Here is an 18,642-nt window from a genome sequence, read left to right as displayed (position 1 = left end):
AGGTGACCCGTAAAAAAGGTCAACCCTATTCATGAAATGCTCCTTGTTAAGCAGTCGGTTTATTCATTAAACCTGTCTGCTTAACAGGAAGTTTTCTTTTTACCAAAAGAAACAGGAAGCCTGAGTAATCAGGCTTTCAGATTGACGGGAAACCCTATGTCTTGTCTCAAGACGATCGGGTTTCTCTTTGTTTTGGGGATCAGCCCCCGCAACCGTTAAAAGCGAAACCCATGTAGCTGTTTAGCATCCGCGAAGCTTCGCTCAATCACCCAGAAAGATCATTTTGAAAAGAACAAGTGGATCAATGGCTGGACGGCCATTATCTTGTGAATACGCGCAAAAGTTGTCAAAGCAACTACAGTTGCTTTATCATAAAAAAGACATCTTCAACAGACCTATAACATGCCAAGGACATACGAAAGGAGCCGAATGATGGCTGTTCAAATCGGACTTACAGGCTGGGGCGACCATGATTCGCTGTATATTCCCGGTACAAAGGCGAAGGACAGGCTGGGCCAATATGCAAAATATTTTCCCGTCGTCGAAGTAGACAGCTCCTTCTATGCGATTCAATCCCGGGAAAGGTTCGCCAAATGGGTGGCGGAAACGCCGAGCTCGCTCCATTTTATGATAAAAGCCTATCAAGGCATGACAGGGCATCAGCGCGGTGAAGCGGCAGCTGCCGCGGCATTAAATGACACGGGGCAAATGTTCGCTGCTTTCCGCGAATCTATTGAACCGGTTATGGAGGCTGGGCGGCTGACCGCCGTACTGTTCCAGTATCCGCCATGGTTTGATTGCACGCAGGATAATGTCCGGCTGCTTCGCGAAACGAAGCTCAGAATGGGCAGCATTCGCTGTGCGCTGGAGTTCCGCCATCAGAGCTGGTTTATGCCGGAGTTTCGTGCGAGGACGCTGGCGTTCATGGAGCGCGAGGGCTGGATACACAGCGTATGTGATGAGCCGCAGGCAGGCATTGGCTCGGTGCCGACTGTGCTGCATGCGACCGATCAGGAGCTGACGCTCGTTAGGCTGCATGGTCGAAATGTATCGGGCTGGAACCAGAGCGGAGCGCCGAATTGGCGCGAGGTTCGCTATTTATACCGCTACAACAGTACTGAGCTGCGAGAATGGGCAGACCATATTAAGGAGCTGCAGCAGCAGAGCAAGCATATATGCATTATTTTTAACAATAACTCCGGCGGGGACGCGGCTGATAATGCCAAAGAACTGATGGACCTGCTTGGACTGAACTGTCCGGATGGGGAAGGGCCTTATTTTGTTCGCAATGAGCCAGAGCCGCCAGCGGTGGAGCAGTTGGAGTTATTTTAGAGTGGGGGACAGGTTTATGCCTTATCAGGGACTTGAGCAGTCGATTGGCTTTACAATGGGAATGACGTATCGCAAGCTTACTAATTTTTTTCAGCAACGTTTGAGAGAATATGCGATTACGCCAGAGCAGTGGTCGGTACTGCTTCAAATCAGCAAGTCGGATGGCTTGATCCAGAAGGAAATTGCTTTGCGGACGAGTAAGGAAAATCCCACCGTTACCCGTATCATCGACCATTTGGAGAAGGAGCAGCTGATTCACAAGCGGCCTGGCGTTCAGGATCGACGCAGCTTTGTTGTTTATATTACGGACAAAGGCCAGCAGCTTATTAATGAAACCATCGCCATAAATGAGTCGGTAAACGATGAAGTCAAGAAGGTCATTTCCGCAGAGGAATATGAGCTTATGATTTCGCTGATGCTGCGAATTAATAATCATATGCAGGCATCAATCGAGAAAAATTAACCGTTTCGGCAGCTGCTAGATTTTTTCGGCACACAAGGTTTCTTGGAATCTGTTCAAATATCCTCTTAACAATCCAACATTTCCCACCGATATAATTAAAAGATTAATAGAAAGATAAACTAGGGCGCGTGGGAAAATGGTTGGAGGAGGGAATGCTTTGGGCGGTACAGGCCACAGCAGCAAAGATGCCGAGGAGGCAGCTTTCCAATGGATCAGGCTGACAGGATTTGGACGGGAAGAGTCGTGCAGGCGGCGAGAGCGGAAGGATATCCGAAAAGTACGGGCGCTTAGGCACTTCTATAAAAATTGTTTTATACCTGCTCTTGAACAAACGGTATTTCAGGAAAATCGTTATTACCACATTCATCAAGAACAGCTGATCGAGCTGTTTTTATCTTCTTTTCGCCAGCTGTGCAATCGGCTGTATGCCGGGCAGCAGGAGGGACGGATCGGAGCCATTAGCATCATTGAATATAGCTTGCAGGCATCCCCCAGTACGGTAGAATTATTTGGCTATCGGGTAGAGGCCTATGGCGAGCAGGGTTATGAAGATGCGGAGCCTTATTCGGAAAATTATAATACCGCCTGGCTGTATCAGTTCGTACCAGAGCTGATGACGAATTTAAATGAGCAGCGCAAAGCATATGGGGGAAAAATATTGGGCGGCGATATTGAGAACATGATGCGGGGCGAGCTGGTTTTGTTCCACCAGTTTGCGGCCCAACTTATCCGCAGCGCTATTCCAAGGGCCATCAGCGAGCCGCCATATGCGGCGCTGGCCAAAACAGATTCGTTCAACATTCGGCTGGGCCGAGAAGGAAAACAACGCAAGACGATATATATAAAGCATGACGCTTTTGATTTTGATGGACAAGGATAAGCGGAAGATAGAGCAAGAGGGAGGAGCTTGAGATGAACCGAGAACAGTTGATAGCCATATTTACGAAGGAGCAGCGAATCGATATAGCGTTTCCGGGATATCGTCGGGAGACGGACGGCAGTATTATTCGGCAAATCGCGCTCGAAAATGACGGCGAAGGCGGCTTCGTTCTTTATACGGATTTGAACGAGGACAACGTGGATGAAGCCATTGAGGCGCAGCTCGCCTATTTCCGCGAGCTTGGGCAATCGTTTGAGTGGAAGGTGTACAGCGATGACAAGCCTCGCAATCTCAAAGAGCGCTTGCTGGCACATGGCTTCGACATCGGCGAAGAAGAAGCGATGATGGTTATTCAGCTTGCGGAAGGGCATGAGCTGCTCCAGTGTGAAATTTCACCAGCCATTCGCCCTGTGACGGATGCGGCAGGCATTGATGCATTAGTAGCGCTGGAAGAAGCAGTATGGGGTGTTTCCCATATCGAGCATGGGGAGCGATTGAAGCAGGATTTGCAGGATGAGCAAATTGGGCTGCGCATCTATGCCGCTTATGAGGGAGACAAAATGGTCAGTGCCGCCTGGATGTATTTACACGAGGGAGCGTCGTTTGCAAGCATTTGGGGAGGATCTACGCTTGCGGAATACCGCGGCAAAGGGTTTTATACAGCGCTGCTGGCTGTACGTGCGCAGGCTGCCTGGCAGGCAGGCTTTCGTTTGATGACGGTGGATGCGAGTCCAATGAGTCGTCCGATTTTGGCAAAAAGAGGCTTTGAGCTGCTTGCCTATACATGGCCTTGCATGTCTCCAGCGGATAATATTTGATCTAGGTTGTTACTTGTAATAATGATACAATGGACAAAGCTATAGCGAATAATGGGAAGATGCAGGTGGACGAAATGACGACTTTATTGCTGCTCGGCAGCATCAATATGTTTTTAGCGGTTATGCTTGGCGCTTTTGGCGCGCATGCATTGAAGAAGAAGCTTTCCGCCGACATGCTGGCTATTTATCAGACTGGGGTGCAATACCAGATTGCCCATGCGCTGGGCTTGCTGCTTGCCGGTGTGTTAGCAGGCGGCATACTTACGAGCGGGCTCGTCGTAACCGCAGGCTGGTTTTTATTTGCTGGCATTATTTTGTTCAGCGGCAGCCTTTATGCTCTTAGCCTCAGCGGTGTGAAGAAGCTGGGCGCGATTACTCCGCTGGGCGGACTGTGTTTTTTGATCGGTTGGGTCATTCTGGCCGTTGCGATTGTTCAAGGCTAGCTGCATAGCCGTAGAAAACGAGAGAGCTTGCCGCAGGCAGGCTCTTTGGTCATTTTGCGAAAAGGATTGGGAGGAAGCTGGTTTATGTTTACGGGATGGCGCCTTTCGGTGCTGGGACTAGTTGTTGTGGGGACGACAGCGGTTGTCGCTCCTCTGTTCAAACTAATGGATTTCGGAAAAACGATTCCATTGTTTATTTTATTTGCATTGTTTATCGGCTGTATGGAGCTGATGGAATGGATCAAACGGCGTAATCGAAGACGCTAATCCTTGCAAGGATTAGCAAAGCCTGATAAATGACAAACTATTGCTAATTAAGAGAAAGGGGATTTTAGCAAATGCCGCAAATCGACACGCCGTCTGTCCTGCTGCTTTTTTTCGCGCTGCTGGGCATATTGAGCAAAAATAACTCCATCACCATCGCTGCCGTATTTCTGCTGCTTCTCCGGGTAACGAATGTGCATCAGGCTTTCCCGTGGATCGAGAAACACGGCCTCACTTTGGGCATCATCATATTGACAATTGGCATTCTCGCGCCGCTGGCGAGCGGAACGATCAGTATGAAATCCGTCTATGAATCCTTTCTCCATTGGAAATCGATAGCGGCCATCGTCGTCGGCGTGATGGTTGCTTATTTGGGCGGGCGCGGCTTTCATCTCATGTCCAGCCAGCCGACTATTGTGACCGGGCTGATTATCGGGACGATCATTGGCGTTGCTTTTTTTAAAGGTGTTCCGGTCGGCCCGCTTATTGCGGCAGGACTGCTGTCGCTGCTGATTAGCAAGTGAGGGTGAGCCATTCTTCTTGCAAAATGGCGTAGTAATATTCATCCCACCATTCATGGGTGCCATTAGGAATGCATTTTTTGAAAAAGCCTTCCCTGCGCATGCCGATTTTCTCCATTACGCGATAGGAGGGAATGTTCTCGGGCTGGCAGGTAGCAATAATTCGGTGGAGCCGCAGCTCCTCGAACCCATATTTCAGCATGGAGCATGCAGCTTCCGAGGCATAGCCATGATTGCGATAATGAGGGCTGAATACCCAGCCGATCTCATAGGTGTGCTCGCCAAAATACTTATGAAACACAAGATGTCCAATAAACTGATTGCTATCTTTCAAGAGTACAGCGTAATGCTGCGCTTGATTGCCGAGATTATTATTGATAAACTGCTGCGCATCATCTTCACTATGTACGCCGCCGGGTATGTAAGTCATAACAGCAGGATCGGATGTGTATGCCAACACAGCCTTCCAATCCTCTGGTTCAAATGGACGAATCCATAAACGCTCAGTTGCAATTAACATGTAAAGAGCTCCATTTCACAATAAATAGTTTCAAGCGTAAACGGCCGAAAGCCGTCCTCTGGCGGCAAAGCTACCGTTTCGCGTAGAAATATAGAGAAAGGATGGGAAAATCATATCCATTCCTATATTTTGAAAAATGACTCCATACAGGGTCAGCTTATTCCCCTAATAATACAAAAATCCTCCATAATTACAAGGTTTTATTGCTGTGGAGCTTTGTGACAAGACGAAAGGCACGCCAGCTTGCACCTCTTCAGGTGGAGCTGGCGTGCCTTTTGCATGTGCCGCTAGGTGAGCAGAGGATAGGAAGCTGTCTTTATCTTTGCCAGTCCTGCTGCTCTTGCTCCTCATCCAAAGCCTGTGGCGGCGGGTTGCCAATTCGCCATTGTACGCCTTGCGCCGTTCCGTGGCCGTAGCCTCCATATCCGCTTGCGCCAGCTTGGGCATTAACGCACGCCGGTCCGATAATGGTCGTATTTTGAATCGGCGACAGCACATGGGCCAGTTGACCGGCATTGACGCAATAGGCGAGCTGGAACACTTCCTTCGGCGTAATGCGCAGTACGTCAGAGCCGAATACCGTTTGTGGACAGCGGTCATCAAAAATCGTAATAAAATGCGTATGCTCGCTGCACGCAATAATCCAGTGCCACCAGCCCATTGGAATGTATACGGCTTGATGGTCGCATAACCGGTAAGTAAGCAGCTGCTTCGTAAAAGGATTTAAAATCGAAACGACAATTTCACCATGTGTGACGAATACAAGCTCCGTCGTATTGGGATGCCAATGCGGCTCAACAATATGATTTTTGGTCATATGCGCATCGAAAAACGACGTGCTTTTTAGCACAGGCAATTGTTGTGCCGTTAATTGGTTTAAGTAGTTGCAGGAGTCCTTATGGAACAAGGGGGCGCAATTAACATCGTAAAACAAATTTAATGCGGGTGAAGCGAGGTCTACATATTCTGTACTCATGATCGGCCTGCCTTTCTGAAATCGCAGTTTTTCCAGCAGTGTATGCAGCTGCCTAGACGGAGGTGAAGAGCTGGCGCGGAAGTCGGTTCAATTGATGCCTCGTGAAATCAGAATATAGTCCATTAGAACAAGTGTATCGTGAATTGGCTCTCTCGCTCCCAGGCGCTAAAGTTAAAGCATCAAAGCTAGGGAGGAATCACGTTGGAGCAGCAGGTGAAGATTTGGGAAGAGACGGTTTCCATACCGACCTACGGCATAGGCAAACCAGAGCGAAATCCGATGTTTTTAGAAAAAAGAGTGTATCAAGGCAGCTCGGGCCGGGTTTATCCGCATCCCGTTATTGATAAAATCGAAAATGAAAAGCAGCCTCAGCCATACAAGCTCGTCATTCTCGAAAATGAATATGTGCGTATCGAAATGATGCCAGAGCTGGGCGGACGCATTTATCGGGCGCTGGATAAAACGAATGACTACGATTTCGTTTATTACAACAAGGTCATTAAGCCTGCGCTCGTGGGGCTCGCGGGGCCGTGGATTTCCGGTGGCATTGAATTCAACTGGCCGCAGCATCATCGTCCAAACACCTACGGGCCAGTAGAATATCGTCTAGCTGAAAATAAAGACGGCAGCGCTACGGTATGGGTCAGCGAAATTGACCGCATGTATGGCACGAAGGTAACGTCTGGCTTTACGCTGCACTCCGGCAAGGCTTATTTGGAAATTTCCGCCCAGCTTTACAACCGGACGTCGCAGCCGCAAACTTTTTTATGGTGGGCGAATCCGGCGGTTGCGGTTAATGAGCATACGCAGTCGGTATTTCCCCCTGATGTAACAGCGGTGTTCGACCACGGCAAGCGGGACGTAAGCCGCTTTCCAATTGCCACCGGCACCTATTATAAAATGGATTATTCCGCTGGCGTCGATATTTCCCGTTACCGCAACATTCCCGTGCCAACCTCTTATATGGCTTACAAATCCGATTATAATTTTGTAGGTGGGTATGACCATGGGGTGCAGGCAGGGCTGCTGCATGTAGCGAACCATCATATTTCCCCCGGCAAAAAGCAGTGGACCTGGGGGAACGGCGAATTTGGCATCGCTTGGGATCGCAATCTGACCGATGAGGACGGTCCTTATATTGAGCTGATGACGGGCGTCTATACGGACAATCAGCCGGATTTCACCTGGCTTCAGCCATATGAGGAGAAGTCGTTCAAGCAATATTTTATGCCCTACAAAAAGATAGGAGTCGTCAAAAATGCGTCTATCGATGCCGCTGTTAATTTGGAGGTCGACGAGCAGACGCGGGAGGCTACCCTTTACGTTTATGCGACAGCTGTGTTCGAGGCTGCACAGATCGAGCTTCGCGGACGGGGGCGCAGCTATATTAAAGAGAAGGTGAAGCTGTCGCCGACCGACATCTTCAAGTCGGTCGTCCCATTGGATGATGCAGACCAGGCTTTTGATTTGCTGCTGTCGGTCCGTGATTCGGCAGGGAAGCTATTGATTTCTTACCAGCCTGCCAAGCCCTCGCTTGAGCAAATACCTGACGCGGCGAAGCCGCTTGAAGCGCCAGCTGCGCTCAAGACGAATGAACAGCTGTATTTGGCGGGGCTCCATTTGGAGCAATATCGCCATGCGACCTTTGAGCCGGAGGCTTATTATTTGGAAGGACTGAAGCGCGACGCTAGCGACAGCCGCATAAATGTCGCCTATGGCACGCTGCTGCTGCGGCAGGGGAAATTTCAACAGGCGGAAGGCTATTTCCGCACCGCCATTAAGTCGCTGACATGGCGCAACCCGAATCCATATGACAGCGAGGCGCTTTACCAGCTTGGCGTTGCCTTGAAGCATCTTGGGAAGCACGAAGAAGCGTTCGCTGCTTTCTACAAGGCAACGTGGTCAGCGGCTTGGCAGGATGCCAGCTACTTCTCGCTGGCACAGATTGCTTGCGCGGAAGGCGCGCTTGCGGATGCGCTGGAGCTGGTGGAGCGTTCCATCGTGCGGAACGCCCGCAATTATAAAGCGCGCCATTTGAAGGCGGCGCTGCTGCGCAAGCTGGGACGCAGCGAGGAGGCGATAGCCTTCGCGGCGGAGACGCTCGGGCTCGATGTGGCCGATTTCGGATCGGCCAACGAGCGCTGCTTGGCGCTAGCTGCTGGAGGGCAGCAGCAGCTGGCGGATCAGGCGCGTGCCGAGCTGCTGCGGCTTATGCGCGGCGATGCGCACAATTATTTGAACTTGGCTGCCGACTACATTGGCAGCGGGCTTCATGAGGAAGCGATTTCGGTGCTGGCGTGCATCGTGACTTCACTAGAAAACCAAGCGGCAGCGATCTATCCGATGCTGCATTATACGCTTGCTTATGCCTATGAGCAGTCAGGCCATATGGAAGCCGCTGCTGCTTCGCGGCAAGCTGCGGAATCGGCTGCTCCTCATTATTGCTTCCCGAACAGCTTGTTTGAGCTGCTCGTTCTGGAGCATGCAATTGCGGCCAATCCGCATGATGCGAAGGCGCATTATTATTTGGGCAATTTACTGTATGACAAAAAAAGGCATAGTGATGCGATTGCCCATTGGGAGGCGTCACGTGCAGCAGAGCCGAATTTTGCCACAGTACATCGCAACTTAGCGCTTGCCTACTTCAATAAACGCGGGGACGAGGCAGCTGCGCTTGAAGCGCTGGAGCAGGCTTTCGCACTTGATCAGGCCGACGCCCGCGTCTTCTATGAGCTGGATCAGCTGTATAAAAAGCTAGGGTATCCCGCCGAGCAGCGGCTCGCCAAGCTGGAACAGCAGCGAACGCTTGTCGAGCTTCGCGACGATCTGTACATCGAATATGTCACGCTGCTGAATGCGATTGGGCAGCATGCTCAAGCAGTAGTTGCACTCGCTTCCCGCCAGTTCCACCCTTGGGAGGGCGGAGAAGGCAAGGTGACGGGGCAGCATGTGTTCACGCATGTGGAGCTCGCCAAACTGGCGCTCCAGCAAGGGTATGCTCCCCATGCGATTCAATTGCTGAACATGGCGCTCATCTTTCCGGAGCATTATGGAGAAGGGAAGCTGCATGGCGCGCAGGAAAACAATATTTATTATTACTTAGGCTGTGCGTATGAAGCGCTGAATGATTCGCATAGAGCGGAAGAGTGCTTTAAGCAGGCTTCCCAAGGGCTGGAGGAGCCTGCAAGCGCGCTGTATTACAATGACCAGCCGCCGGATATGATTTTTTATCAAGGGTTGTCGTGGTTGAAGCTGGGCAATGAGCAGGAGGCGAAGCGCCGCTTCCATAAGCTGCTCGATTATGCGGAAAAGCATATTTTCGACCGGGTCGAATTTGATTATTTTGCTGTATCGCTGCCGGATTTCCTCGTGTTTGAGGATGACTTAAGCAAACGCAACGAAATTCATTGCCGTTATATGATGGGGCTTGGCCTTCTGGGACTTGGCGAGCGTGGACAGGCAGCGGAGCAGTTTGGCGCTGCCCTGCAATTGGATAGCAATCACAGCGGAGCGCGCATTCATAAACGGCTGCTAGTTTAAATGCAATGAAATAAGCAATTATTTGGAATCTGCTGGCTCTTAGCTCCCATTTGTCATACAATTGTTTCTGGCAATCTTATTTTCCAAAAGGAGTATATGATGAAACGATTGATTTGGCTAGGCTGTTTGTCTTACTTCATTATCGGGCTTGCCCATGTTGTGCTGGGCTCTGTATTGCCCGTTGTGCTTGAGCATTATGGCAAAGCTTACAGCGAGGGCGGCACGCTCATTTTCACTCAGTTCGGCGGATTTCTAGTCGGAGTTCTGCTCTCGCCGTGGCTGAACCGTCATTTGGGCAAAAGAGGCGGACTGCTCCTTGCTTTCGCTATGCTGTTTAGCGCTGAGCTTGCCTTCATGCTGCTGCCGCCTTGGAGCTGGCTGTATGCGATTGCCATTGTAGCTGGTTTTGGCTTTGGCATGATTGAAGCGGTAATCGGAACCATTATTATCGCAGCAATCAAAAATCAAACGGCCGTCGCAATGAGCCGTCTTGAGGTTTTCTTCGGTGTTGGCGCTATGGTGATGCCGCTAATTGCAAGTGGCCTGATCTGGGCCAATTATTGGCAGCTGTCATTTGTGTTCGTTTCACTTTTTGCCATTTTGTCTTTGATTTTGTGGGCAAAAGGCTCCTTTGGCGAGCTTGATGCGGTGCTGCGAAAGTCAGTCACAGCGGCAGCAGAGGAACGGCAGCAGGCGAAACGGGCAGGCAAGCCGCTTTATCAGGGCAAGCAGTGGATTATTTTTTCCTTATTCCTTGTGTTTTTCTTTCTCTATGTGGGGACGGAGATGAGCCTTGCAAACTTTATGCCAGCCATTCTTATTGAGAAGCTGGGCATGAAGGAGGCAGGAGCAACGCTGAGTGTAACCTGCTTCTGGGTTGCAATGGCATTCGGTCGATTGTTCGCTGGCGTCATTGCCGAGAAAATCAAATACCGGGTGTACATTATGGCAAGCTGTGGTGCGACGGTGCTGCTGTTCATCTTGTTTCCATTCATGAACCAGGTATGGTCCGCCTTCGCGATCATTTTGCTGCTGGGACTTGCCATGTCTGGCGTGTTTTCTATTGCGCTTGTCTTTTCGAGCAAGCTGCTGCCAGGCGCTGAGGAATCTACCCCAAGCTTTATGATTGCAGCGGGCGGCGTCGGTGGTGCTGTGCTTCCGCTTACGATGGGCTGGGGGTTGGATCATTTGCAGGTGAACCAGTCGGTATGGCTGCTGGCGGCTTTTTCCGCCGGGTTGATTGTTTTAAGTGTCGTAGCCTTTCAGCTGGACCGCAGGCAATTGAGCATGCGAGCTGGGGGAGGCTCTATAGGACGGCCTAAGCACGAAACATAAAAGGCTGACAAAACTGTAAATTGCCAAACGGCGGTTTACAGTTTTTTATTGCCTTCGTATGCTTTAGGCCTGATTTTTGGCTGAGGGTGAAGGAAGGAGGAGCGTTATATTTTGCCGAATGTTATAGCAGGAGCTCATGCCAGATATTGGCGTGCGGGGGAAGGGAGCAGCAAAGCAAATATCTATAGGCTGGGATGTGATTATGCCGACTAGTGACCGATATAAGAAGTAAGGGTTAAATTTTATTTTTGAAAAAAAGAGGTGAGGGCGTGTCTATTGCTCCTGTCAATTCAGTCTTTGAAGTAAAGCTGTCGCCTCTTGGAGATACGGCGATTATTGTAGAGCTCGGCAGCGCGATTGACCGTAAGACGCATGAGCGCGTGCAAGCACTCAGCACTTATTTGCAGCGCGAGCCATTTCCTGGCTTCATTGAGCTTGTTCCGGCTTATGTAACGCTGACGATTTTTTATGATCCAATGAAGCTGCTGGCTCCGCTAACCGAAAACAACTGGAATTCGCAAGCTGAAGCGGCTGCTTCTCCTTATGAATGGGTGTGCCAGCTGCTCACGGTCATGGTCAGCAAGCTGGAAGGCGAGCAGGCTGCTGCTCCGCGAATCGTAACCCTGCCCGTCTGCTATGGCGGAGAGCTAGGGCCGGATCTTGCAGCGGTTGCGGAACATAGCGGACTGTCGGAAAAAGAGGTCATCGCCTTGCATGCGGCGCAGCCTTATCTCGTACATATGGTTGGCTTTGCACCCGGTTTTCCTTATTTGGGTGGCTTGCCTGGGCGAATCGCGACACCTCGGCGGAGCATGCCCCGCTTGCGTATTGAGCCAGGCAGCGTAGGTATCGGCGGCAATCAGACGGGTGTCTATCCTATCGTCTCCCCTGGCGGATGGCAAATTATCGGGCGTACGCCGCTCGCGCTGTTCCGTCCGTCACATGAGCAGCCGAGCTTATTGCAGGCGGGAGATCAGGTTTATTTTGAGCCAATTAGCTATGAGGCGTTTATGGCATGGGAGGAGCAGGCATAATGGGCATTCGAATCAAACATGCAGGCCTCCTCACGACCGTGCAGGATCGGGGACGTCCAGGATATAGGCAGCAGGGCATTATTGCAGGCGGGGCGATGGATGATTTTGCGCTTCGCGCCGCTAATTTGCTCGTTGGAAATGAGGCGGGAGCAGCGGTGCTGGAAGCTACGCTCATCGGCCCGAAGCTGATTTTTGAGCAGGATGCATTAATCGCTATATGCGGGGGCAATCTGTCGCCTACCATGCAAGGAACAGCCGTACCGCTGTGGCGGCCGGTGTACATAAAAGCAGGGAATGAGCTGTCGTTCGGAGCTTGCCAGGCGGGCGCCCGCGCTTATATAGCAGCGGCTGGAGGCATTGATGTCCCGCTAGTTATGGGGAGCAGGAGCACGTACACGCGTGCGGCGATAGGCGGCTTTGCAGGTCGTGCGTTGAAAGCGGGCGATGTGCTGGCGATTGGAGAAGGAGCGTCGGAAACGCTGTTTTATTGGGAGCAGGAAGCTGAAGACAGGCAGGACGCCGCGCCTTTTTTTGCAACCAGCTGGTCGATTGGCTCAGAGGGGCGCCCCTTTTATCGGAAAAATCCGGTCATTCGCTTCGTGCCGGGACGGCATTTTGATGCGTTTACCGAAGGGAGCAGGAAGCATTTTTTGCATAGCGATTTTCGAATTTCGACGCAATCGGATCGGATGGGCTATCGGCTGGAAGGGCCGCGTCTTGGAACAGCAGCAGCGCTGGAGCCTATTTCTGAGGCGGTATCCATGGGTACCATTCAGGTTCCTGCTGGCGGCAGCCCGATTATTTTGATGGCGGACCACCAGACGATTGGCGGCTATCCGAAAATCGCCCAAGTGGCGACGGTAGATTTGCCGCTGCTTGCGCAAGCAAAACCGGGTGAGACGATTAGATTCCAGCAAATTACACGGCAAAAATCGGAAGAGCTTTACATCAAGCACGAGCTTCAAATGCAGCGTCTCTCCATGTTTATTGAAATACGCTATAGAGAGGAGAGGTAGACGAATGACGCTGACCATCGATCTGAATTGTGATTTGGGCGAGCATTATGGCGTCTATGAGCTGGGGCAGGACGCTGATTTGCTGCCGCTCCTTACATCGGCCAACATTGCTTGCGGCTTTCATGCCGGCGATCCGGGGACGATGAGGCGAACGGTGAAGCTGGCGCTGGAAAATGGCGTTGCCATCGGCGCCCATCCTGGACTGCCGGACTTAATCGGCTTCGGACGGCGTGAGATGGCGATTTCGCCAGAGGAAGCCTATGATCTGACTGTATATCAAATCAGCGCGCTGAATGGTTTTGTGAAGTCGGAGGGCGGCGTGATGCAGCATGTGAAGCCTCATGGCGCCCTATATAACATGGCGGCGAAACGCGCTGAACTGGCTGAAGCGATTGCTGATGCGGTGTATAAGGTGAATCCGGAGCTTATTTTATATGGCTTGTCGGGAAGCGAATTGATTCATGCGGGAAAAAAGCGAGGGCTGCGCACGGCGAGCGAGGTGTTTGCAGATCGTACCTACCAGAAAGACGGCTCACTGACACCGCGCAATCAAGCAGGCGCCCTAATAGAGGAGCCGAAGGAAGCGCTGAAGCAGCTCCTTCAAATGCTGACAGAAGGAGCTGTATGGTCGGCGCAGGGTGTGAAGATTCCGCTTGCTGCGGAAACGATATGTGTACACGGTGATGGCGAAAAGGCTCTCTTGTTCGTCAAGCAGATTCGCAAGCTGCTGGAGTCGGAAGGAATTATCCTTTGTGCGCCGGGCTCCAATCCATTTAATCCATCCACATAGTGAGCTTCTCTATTTAGTTTCGTTTCTTTAAATTTTCCGTAATTTTGCGGCCTGTCGGCGTTTGGGCGAGACCACCCTGCGCCGTTTCCCTATGCTTACAGAAAGAAAATAAAGCTGCAGATGAGGAAAATGCTGCGAGGATTTTTGTTGTAAACGCAACAAAAATGGTGTACTATTTTTTTACCTCATTTGAAAAAATGAATATAACCAAAAAATAAAAAAACTATTTCCTACGCAAAAGGAAGTAAAGGAGGCAAAAAAATGACTATAAATATAAAGAAGTGCACATTTGAAGATGTAAGATTACTTCATGAAGTTAGTGTTGAAACATTTAATGAGACATTTAACCATCAAAATTCGCCTGAAAATATGAAAGCTTACTTGGAAAAAGCATTTAACTTCAAGCAATTAGAAAAAGAATTATCTAATAGCTGTTCGCAATTCTATTTTATTTATTCTAATGAGGAGCTTGCCGGCTATTTAAAGCTAAACACCGACGGTGCTCAAACTGAAAAAATGGGCAACGATTCGCTTGAAATCGAGAGGATTTATATAAGGAAAAGATTTCATAAGCAGGGGCTTGGTAAGCATCTAATAAATAAAGCTATGCATTTAGCGTTAGAACGTAGCAAAGAGAAGATATGGCTAGGGGTTTGGGAAAAAAATGAGAGTGCAATTGCCTTCTATAAAAAAATCGGCTTTGTGCAAACAGGAGCCCACTCATTCTATATGGGTGATGAAGAACAAATAGATTTTATAATGACCAAATCGCTCGTATAACATTTTCTGAAAGGATGTTCAACAGATGGAAAAGTTCTTTCCAAACAAGTGGAAATGCTATTATAATTGCAATAAGAAATAGGAAGATGTCATCATTATGCTTGCAGGGGGCTGGAAAATGGATGATTTGCGCTTTCCCATCGGTTTGTTTGAGCATGAGGGTGATATTTCGCAGCAGCAGCTGGATCGCTGGTTTGCCGACATTGAATCGACCCCGGCACGGCTTCGAGCAGCTGTAATCGACTTAAGCGATGAACAGCTGGATACGCCATATCGCCCGGATGGCTGGACGGTAAGACAGGTTGTGCATCATATGGCGGACAGCCACATGAACGCCTATACACGATATAAGCTGGCGCTAACAGAAGAAACGCCAACAATACGTCCTTATTATGAGGAAAGATGGGCCGAACTAAGTGACGGGCGTACAGGCCCTATTGAGTTGTCCTTAGCGCTTCTCGATGCGCTGCACAGCAGGTGGCTGCTGCTGCTTCGCTCGTTAAGCCGTGAGCAGCTAGAGCATGCTTTTATTCATCCCGAATCTGGAAATACGATTCAGCTGGATTGGAATGCAGGCAATTATGCTTGGCATGGCAATCATCATATCGCCCATATTACCCGGCTGCGTGAGCGCATGGGCTGGAGCATGGAGTAGCATACAATAGCTGGAAAGACTATTTTTCACTCGAAAAAGGGGGCGTTGGAATGGATTTACAACGTGTTTATTTGGATAGCATCCAATCACAGTTCCACTACTACAAAAAACTTGCTGAGAAAGCGATGAATCAGGTTGAGCCGGAGCAGCTATTTGTGCAGCCTAAAGAGGATGTGAACAGCATTGGCACGATCGTCAAGCATATGTGCGGCAACATTTTGTCCAGATGGACAGACTTCCTGACAGCAGACGGTGAAAAGGATTGGCGGGATCGCGATGCCGAGTTTGAAAACGACTGGGCGAATAAGGAAGAGCTGCTCGCGAGCTGGGACGAAGCATGGGCTTGTTTTTTTCAGGCGATAGATTCGCTCCAGCCGGAGCAGCTTGGTCAAGTTATTTATATTCGCAACGAAGGGCATACCGTTCTAGAAGCAATCAACCGTCAGTTGGCGCATTATCCCTATCACATTGGACAAATCGTTTATGCGGCAAAAGGGTTAAAGGAAAATGAATGGAACAGTCTGTCGGTGCCAAGAAACGGCTCGAAGCAATACAATGCCGGGAAATTTGCCAAAGAGAAAGCGATTAAGCATTTTACCGATGATGAGCTAAAGCGGTTGGATGGTGATGGACCTAGAGAAGGGGAAAATATTTGAGCATTTGTTACACGCTAGTTATCATCTGCTTGCTGCTCACAAGCGCATGCAGATCAGGGCGACAACGGGTTCTTATTTTACGGGCAATGAGCTCATGGATGATGCCGATGAAGACGATTATAATTTGCTGACAGGCGATTTCGTGAAAAAAACATGGGATGCAGAAGCCGGCAAACAGGTGATCGAGTGCGGCAATCGCGGCCAGAAGGAACTTGTGAAAATACAGAATTTTGATGTGCGGGCCACAGAGCCGCAATATTAGAATGAGACGTTAACGAAACCGTCAAAGCACCCTTTGACGGTTTTTTTGCGTTCAAGTGAGGGGGAAAGTTTCGAAAAGGGGTTACATATGCCTATACCGCATAGTGATTTACTGCATAGGCTGTTATCATCACTAAGAAACGAAGGAGCTTAATCCGGATGTCAAAAACCACTACAAAACCGGAATCGAATGAGCCTTCAGCCGATGATCTCGCCTTATGGTCTGCAGTTATATTAGTGGTTGGCGATCTTTTTGGGCTATTTGCTGTTTTAAAAGCCAGAGCGGAGAAAGAGGATTCCTCCTGACGAGGGCGTTGGCAACTTCGTTTTTAAGTATAGGGCCGAGGAATAAGATCACCTAGCGAGGAGGAGCAAAGCTTGTCTGATGAACAAAAAATAACCTCTAACGATCTGTTTAAAATTTCTGCTTCATTGTCATTGTTCGGTTATGGTCTGGCGTTAGTTGCATTGGAGAAAGCAGATGCGGACGGCGATAACGAGAAAGCAATGACCACAGCAATAAATCGCTTGATTCGTAAACGTCCCTGAGAACTTATAGGGAAAGGGAGCACAGCAGGCAACGCAAACAGGATGAAAGCCTGTTCACACAGGCTTTTTGGTCGTTATACAACCATGTAACTGCTTCGGCAATATATAGTGGATGAGCTGGGTTTTCATTAATAAAGGATATCATAGTATAATGTTATCTTACTTAAGATTTTGGTAAAGCCTCAAAGCAAAATAATTGAAGATTTCAACAATTCAAGACAGTCAGGAAGTGGTTGTTTTCTCTTTTTCAAAGTTGAATGTGCTGGCGATCGTGAGCTTTGTTCTATTTGTTTTAATCGGGTTATCAGTTCAAACCGAACTGGTGAGGATGCTGGATCAAGGGGTAATCCATGACATTCAAATGCTCCATGCACCGATCTGGACTAGCATCATGAAGTTTCTTTCGTTCATTGGGTCTGTATACATAGTGTCTCTGTTAGCGGTTCCCTTTACGCTAGTTTTGCTGTTTGTTTGGAAAAGCCGCAGGGAGACGCTCATTTTTTTAATAGCTGTATTTGGCTCCGCGCTGCTTAATGTTGGGCTAAAGCTAATGTTTCAACGTGCAAGGCCGAGTTTGAATGCGATTATTACGGAAGTAGGGTACAGCTTTCCGAGCGGGCATTCGATGAATGCTTTCACCTTTTATGGAATCATTACATACTTATGCTGGCGTCATATTCCATTGGAGCAGGCGAGGAAATGGCTGCTTGCCTTCAGCTCGATTATGATTGTCGGCATTGGGATCAGCCGCATTTATTTAGGCGTGCATTATCCGAGCGATGTTGTAGGGGCGTATTTGATTAGCTTGGTTTGGCTAATTGTAATCATTCAGTGTGCTCGGTACTTTACTCGCGTAAAAGCTGCTTAAAACTGTCTACACAGCTCCAAAATCAACATGAAATAGCAGGGCAGACCGCCGTAGGGTTTGGATTATACGTCCAAACTCTACGGCGGTTTTTTTGAAATATAAGAAATGATAAGGTTCAGCGTTATAAGAAAATTCAAATACCAAGTTGACAGATAGGGATTGATATGGTAGTTTTGGTCTAAGGTTTGAACCTTAATGTTTTTCTGTTGATTTGGAGGGGTCAAATGCAGTTCGAACAAGTATCCGCTAAAAAAGTTAGCGATTTTATTTTGGAGCAGCTAGAGGAAGCGATTATCCTGAAAGATTTTCTAGCGGAGGAGCAGCTGCCAACGGAACGGGAGCTTGCAGCGGTGTTCAAGGCTAGCAGGCTTGCGGTTAGGGAGGCGTTATCCGAGCTTGAGGGCAAGGGGCTAATTGAGAAACGAATTGGAGCCAAGGGCGGCACATTCGTTCTTCCTTTAACGATAAACTCGCATCAGAGAACGCGGGAGGAAGTGCGCGGCGGCTGGGACGATATGCTGAAAGTATTCGAATATCGCTCCATTATCGAGCCAGAAGCGGCCTACCTTGCTGCAAAGCGGATAAGCACGGCAGAGCTCGAACAGCTGCGAGGTTTTATTGAAACGAGCATGGAAGAGGATTGCACGCGTGAAATGTTCCGTTCTCTGGACGTCAAATTTCACTTGTCGATTGCGAAAGCTTCCGGAAACGATTATTTCGAGAAGGCAGTCAGGAAAATTCGCACCAAAATTAATCCTGCACTGGATTTGATGCCCTATAACGAGAACGTCAGGCGGACAAGTTATGACAAGCATATGCTGCTGCTTGATGCGCTTCATGCCGGTGATGGAAACGGCGCGAAAGAAGCGATGAAGCAGCACATCGACGAAACCGTACATGCGATTTATGCGCGTGTCGTTGTCGAAGGAGACAGTTAACTG

22 protein-coding genes are annotated in these 18,642 nt (G+C 49.4%); 20 read left to right on the top strand and 2 right to left on the bottom strand.

The genetic code is table 11. From position 1 onward, the window contains the following. Positions 1-429: 429 nt before the first annotated feature. The 7 genes from AC50YG_RS05145 to AC50YG_RS05115 all read left to right on the top strand — a co-directional run bounded on the left by AC50YG_RS05145 (position 430) and on the right by AC50YG_RS05115 (position 4,724). Complete coding sequence (locus AC50YG_RS05145; RefSeq protein WP_494825152.1) at positions 430-1,332, top strand: DUF72 domain-containing protein; 903 nt, start codon at positions 430-432, stop codon at positions 1,330-1,332. A 16-nt stretch (positions 1,333-1,348) separates the two neighbouring features. Next, the gene (locus AC50YG_RS05140; protein ID WP_494825150.1) at positions 1,349-1,795 is read left to right on the top strand and encodes a MarR family winged helix-turn-helix transcriptional regulator; all 447 of its coding nucleotides are present in this window, start codon (positions 1,349-1,351) and stop codon (positions 1,793-1,795) included. Positions 1,796-1,952: 157 nt separating this feature from the next. Then, positions 1,953-2,675, top strand: a complete 723-nt coding sequence (locus AC50YG_RS05135; RefSeq protein ID WP_494825148.1) for a hypothetical protein — start codon at positions 1,953-1,955, stop codon at positions 2,673-2,675. A gap of 32 nt (positions 2,676-2,707) precedes the next feature. Further along, a complete protein-coding gene (locus AC50YG_RS05130) occupies positions 2,708-3,493 on the top strand; it encodes a GNAT family N-acetyltransferase (protein ID WP_494825146.1) in 786 nt (261 codons plus the stop codon). 74 nt (positions 3,494-3,567) lie between these two features. Next, complete coding sequence (locus tag AC50YG_RS05125; protein ID WP_494825144.1) at positions 3,568-3,936, top strand: DUF423 domain-containing protein; 369 nt, start codon at positions 3,568-3,570, stop codon at positions 3,934-3,936. Positions 3,937-4,020: 84 nt separating this feature from the next. Continuing rightward, the gene (locus tag AC50YG_RS05120; RefSeq protein ID WP_341282635.1) at positions 4,021-4,203 is read left to right on the top strand and encodes a hypothetical protein; all 183 of its coding nucleotides are present in this window, start codon (positions 4,021-4,023) and stop codon (positions 4,201-4,203) included. A 71-nt stretch (positions 4,204-4,274) separates the two neighbouring features. Beyond that, the gene (locus AC50YG_RS05115; protein ID WP_341282636.1) at positions 4,275-4,724 is read left to right on the top strand and encodes a DUF441 domain-containing protein; all 450 of its coding nucleotides are present in this window, start codon (positions 4,275-4,277) and stop codon (positions 4,722-4,724) included. On the opposite strand, the gene AC50YG_RS05110 is transcribed toward AC50YG_RS05115, so the two are convergent. Together AC50YG_RS05110 and AC50YG_RS05105 are read right to left on the bottom strand one after the other, a co-directional pair. Then, on the bottom strand, positions 4,714-5,241 hold the full coding sequence (locus AC50YG_RS05110) for a GNAT family N-acetyltransferase (protein ID WP_494825142.1): 528 nt from the start codon (positions 5,239-5,241) through the stop codon (positions 4,714-4,716). The genes AC50YG_RS05115 and AC50YG_RS05110 overlap by 11 nt on opposite strands. A gap of 316 nt (positions 5,242-5,557) precedes the next feature. Next, complete coding sequence (locus tag AC50YG_RS05105) at positions 5,558-6,217, bottom strand: cupin domain-containing protein (protein WP_494825140.1); 660 nt, start codon at positions 6,215-6,217, stop codon at positions 5,558-5,560. 201 nt (positions 6,218-6,418) lie between these two features. Here AC50YG_RS05105 and AC50YG_RS05100 point away from each other — a divergent pair, with 201 nt between their 5' ends. From AC50YG_RS05100 to AC50YG_RS05040, 13 genes are all read left to right on the top strand, one after another. Beyond that, entirely contained in the window at positions 6,419-9,757 is a 3,339-nt protein-coding gene (locus AC50YG_RS05100; RefSeq protein ID WP_494825138.1) for a DUF5107 domain-containing protein, read from the top strand. A 99-nt stretch (positions 9,758-9,856) separates the two neighbouring features. Further along, positions 9,857-11,092: an MFS transporter gene (locus tag AC50YG_RS05095; RefSeq protein ID WP_494825136.1), complete on the top strand. Its 1,236-nt coding sequence runs from the start codon at positions 9,857-9,859 to the stop codon at positions 11,090-11,092. Between the two features lie 269 nt (positions 11,093-11,361). Then, positions 11,362-12,126, top strand: coding sequence for a 5-oxoprolinase subunit PxpB (pxpB, locus tag AC50YG_RS05090; RefSeq protein ID WP_494825134.1), 765 nt, complete (start codon positions 11,362-11,364; stop codon positions 12,124-12,126). Beyond that, entirely contained in the window at positions 12,126-13,142 is a 1,017-nt protein-coding gene (locus AC50YG_RS05085) for a 5-oxoprolinase subunit C family protein (RefSeq protein WP_494825132.1), read from the top strand. Before pxpB ends, AC50YG_RS05085 begins: the two co-directional genes overlap by 1 nt. Positions 13,143-13,146: 4 nt before the next feature. Further along, positions 13,147-13,932: a LamB/YcsF family protein gene (locus tag AC50YG_RS05080; RefSeq protein WP_494825130.1), complete on the top strand. Its 786-nt coding sequence runs from the start codon at positions 13,147-13,149 to the stop codon at positions 13,930-13,932. Positions 13,933-14,193: 261 nt separating this feature from the next. Further along, complete coding sequence (paiA, locus tag AC50YG_RS05075; RefSeq protein WP_494825128.1) at positions 14,194-14,712, top strand: spermidine/spermine N(1)-acetyltransferase; 519 nt, start codon at positions 14,194-14,196, stop codon at positions 14,710-14,712. A gap of 118 nt (positions 14,713-14,830) precedes the next feature. After that, positions 14,831-15,367, top strand: a complete 537-nt coding sequence (locus AC50YG_RS05070) for a YfiT family bacillithiol transferase (RefSeq protein ID WP_494825126.1) — start codon at positions 14,831-14,833, stop codon at positions 15,365-15,367. Between the two features lie 50 nt (positions 15,368-15,417). Further along, positions 15,418-16,023, top strand: coding sequence for a DUF1572 family protein (locus AC50YG_RS05065; protein WP_494825124.1), 606 nt, complete (start codon positions 15,418-15,420; stop codon positions 16,021-16,023). Positions 16,024-16,027: 4 nt separating this feature from the next. Then, complete coding sequence (locus AC50YG_RS05060; RefSeq protein ID WP_494825122.1) at positions 16,028-16,285, top strand: hypothetical protein; 258 nt, start codon at positions 16,028-16,030, stop codon at positions 16,283-16,285. A gap of 158 nt (positions 16,286-16,443) precedes the next feature. Then, a complete protein-coding gene (locus tag AC50YG_RS05055) occupies positions 16,444-16,590 on the top strand; it encodes a hypothetical protein (protein WP_341282649.1) in 147 nt (48 codons plus the stop codon). Positions 16,591-16,662: 72 nt separating this feature from the next. Further along, positions 16,663-16,833, top strand: a complete 171-nt coding sequence (locus AC50YG_RS05050) for a hypothetical protein (protein WP_494825120.1) — start codon at positions 16,663-16,665, stop codon at positions 16,831-16,833. 196 nt (positions 16,834-17,029) lie between these two features. Further along, on the top strand, positions 17,030-17,701 hold the full coding sequence (locus tag AC50YG_RS05045; RefSeq protein ID WP_494825119.1) for a phosphatase PAP2 family protein: 672 nt from the start codon (positions 17,030-17,032) through the stop codon (positions 17,699-17,701). A gap of 224 nt (positions 17,702-17,925) precedes the next feature. Beyond that, positions 17,926-18,639, top strand: a complete 714-nt coding sequence (locus AC50YG_RS05040) for a FadR/GntR family transcriptional regulator (RefSeq protein ID WP_341282652.1) — start codon at positions 17,926-17,928, stop codon at positions 18,637-18,639. The last annotated feature ends 3 nt before the right edge of the window (positions 18,640-18,642 follow it).

This window comes from Paenibacillus sp. J31R34, from assembly GCF_059383715.1.
Note: the sequence above shows the minus strand (reverse complement) of the source record. Positions and strands in the feature narration are given on the sequence as shown.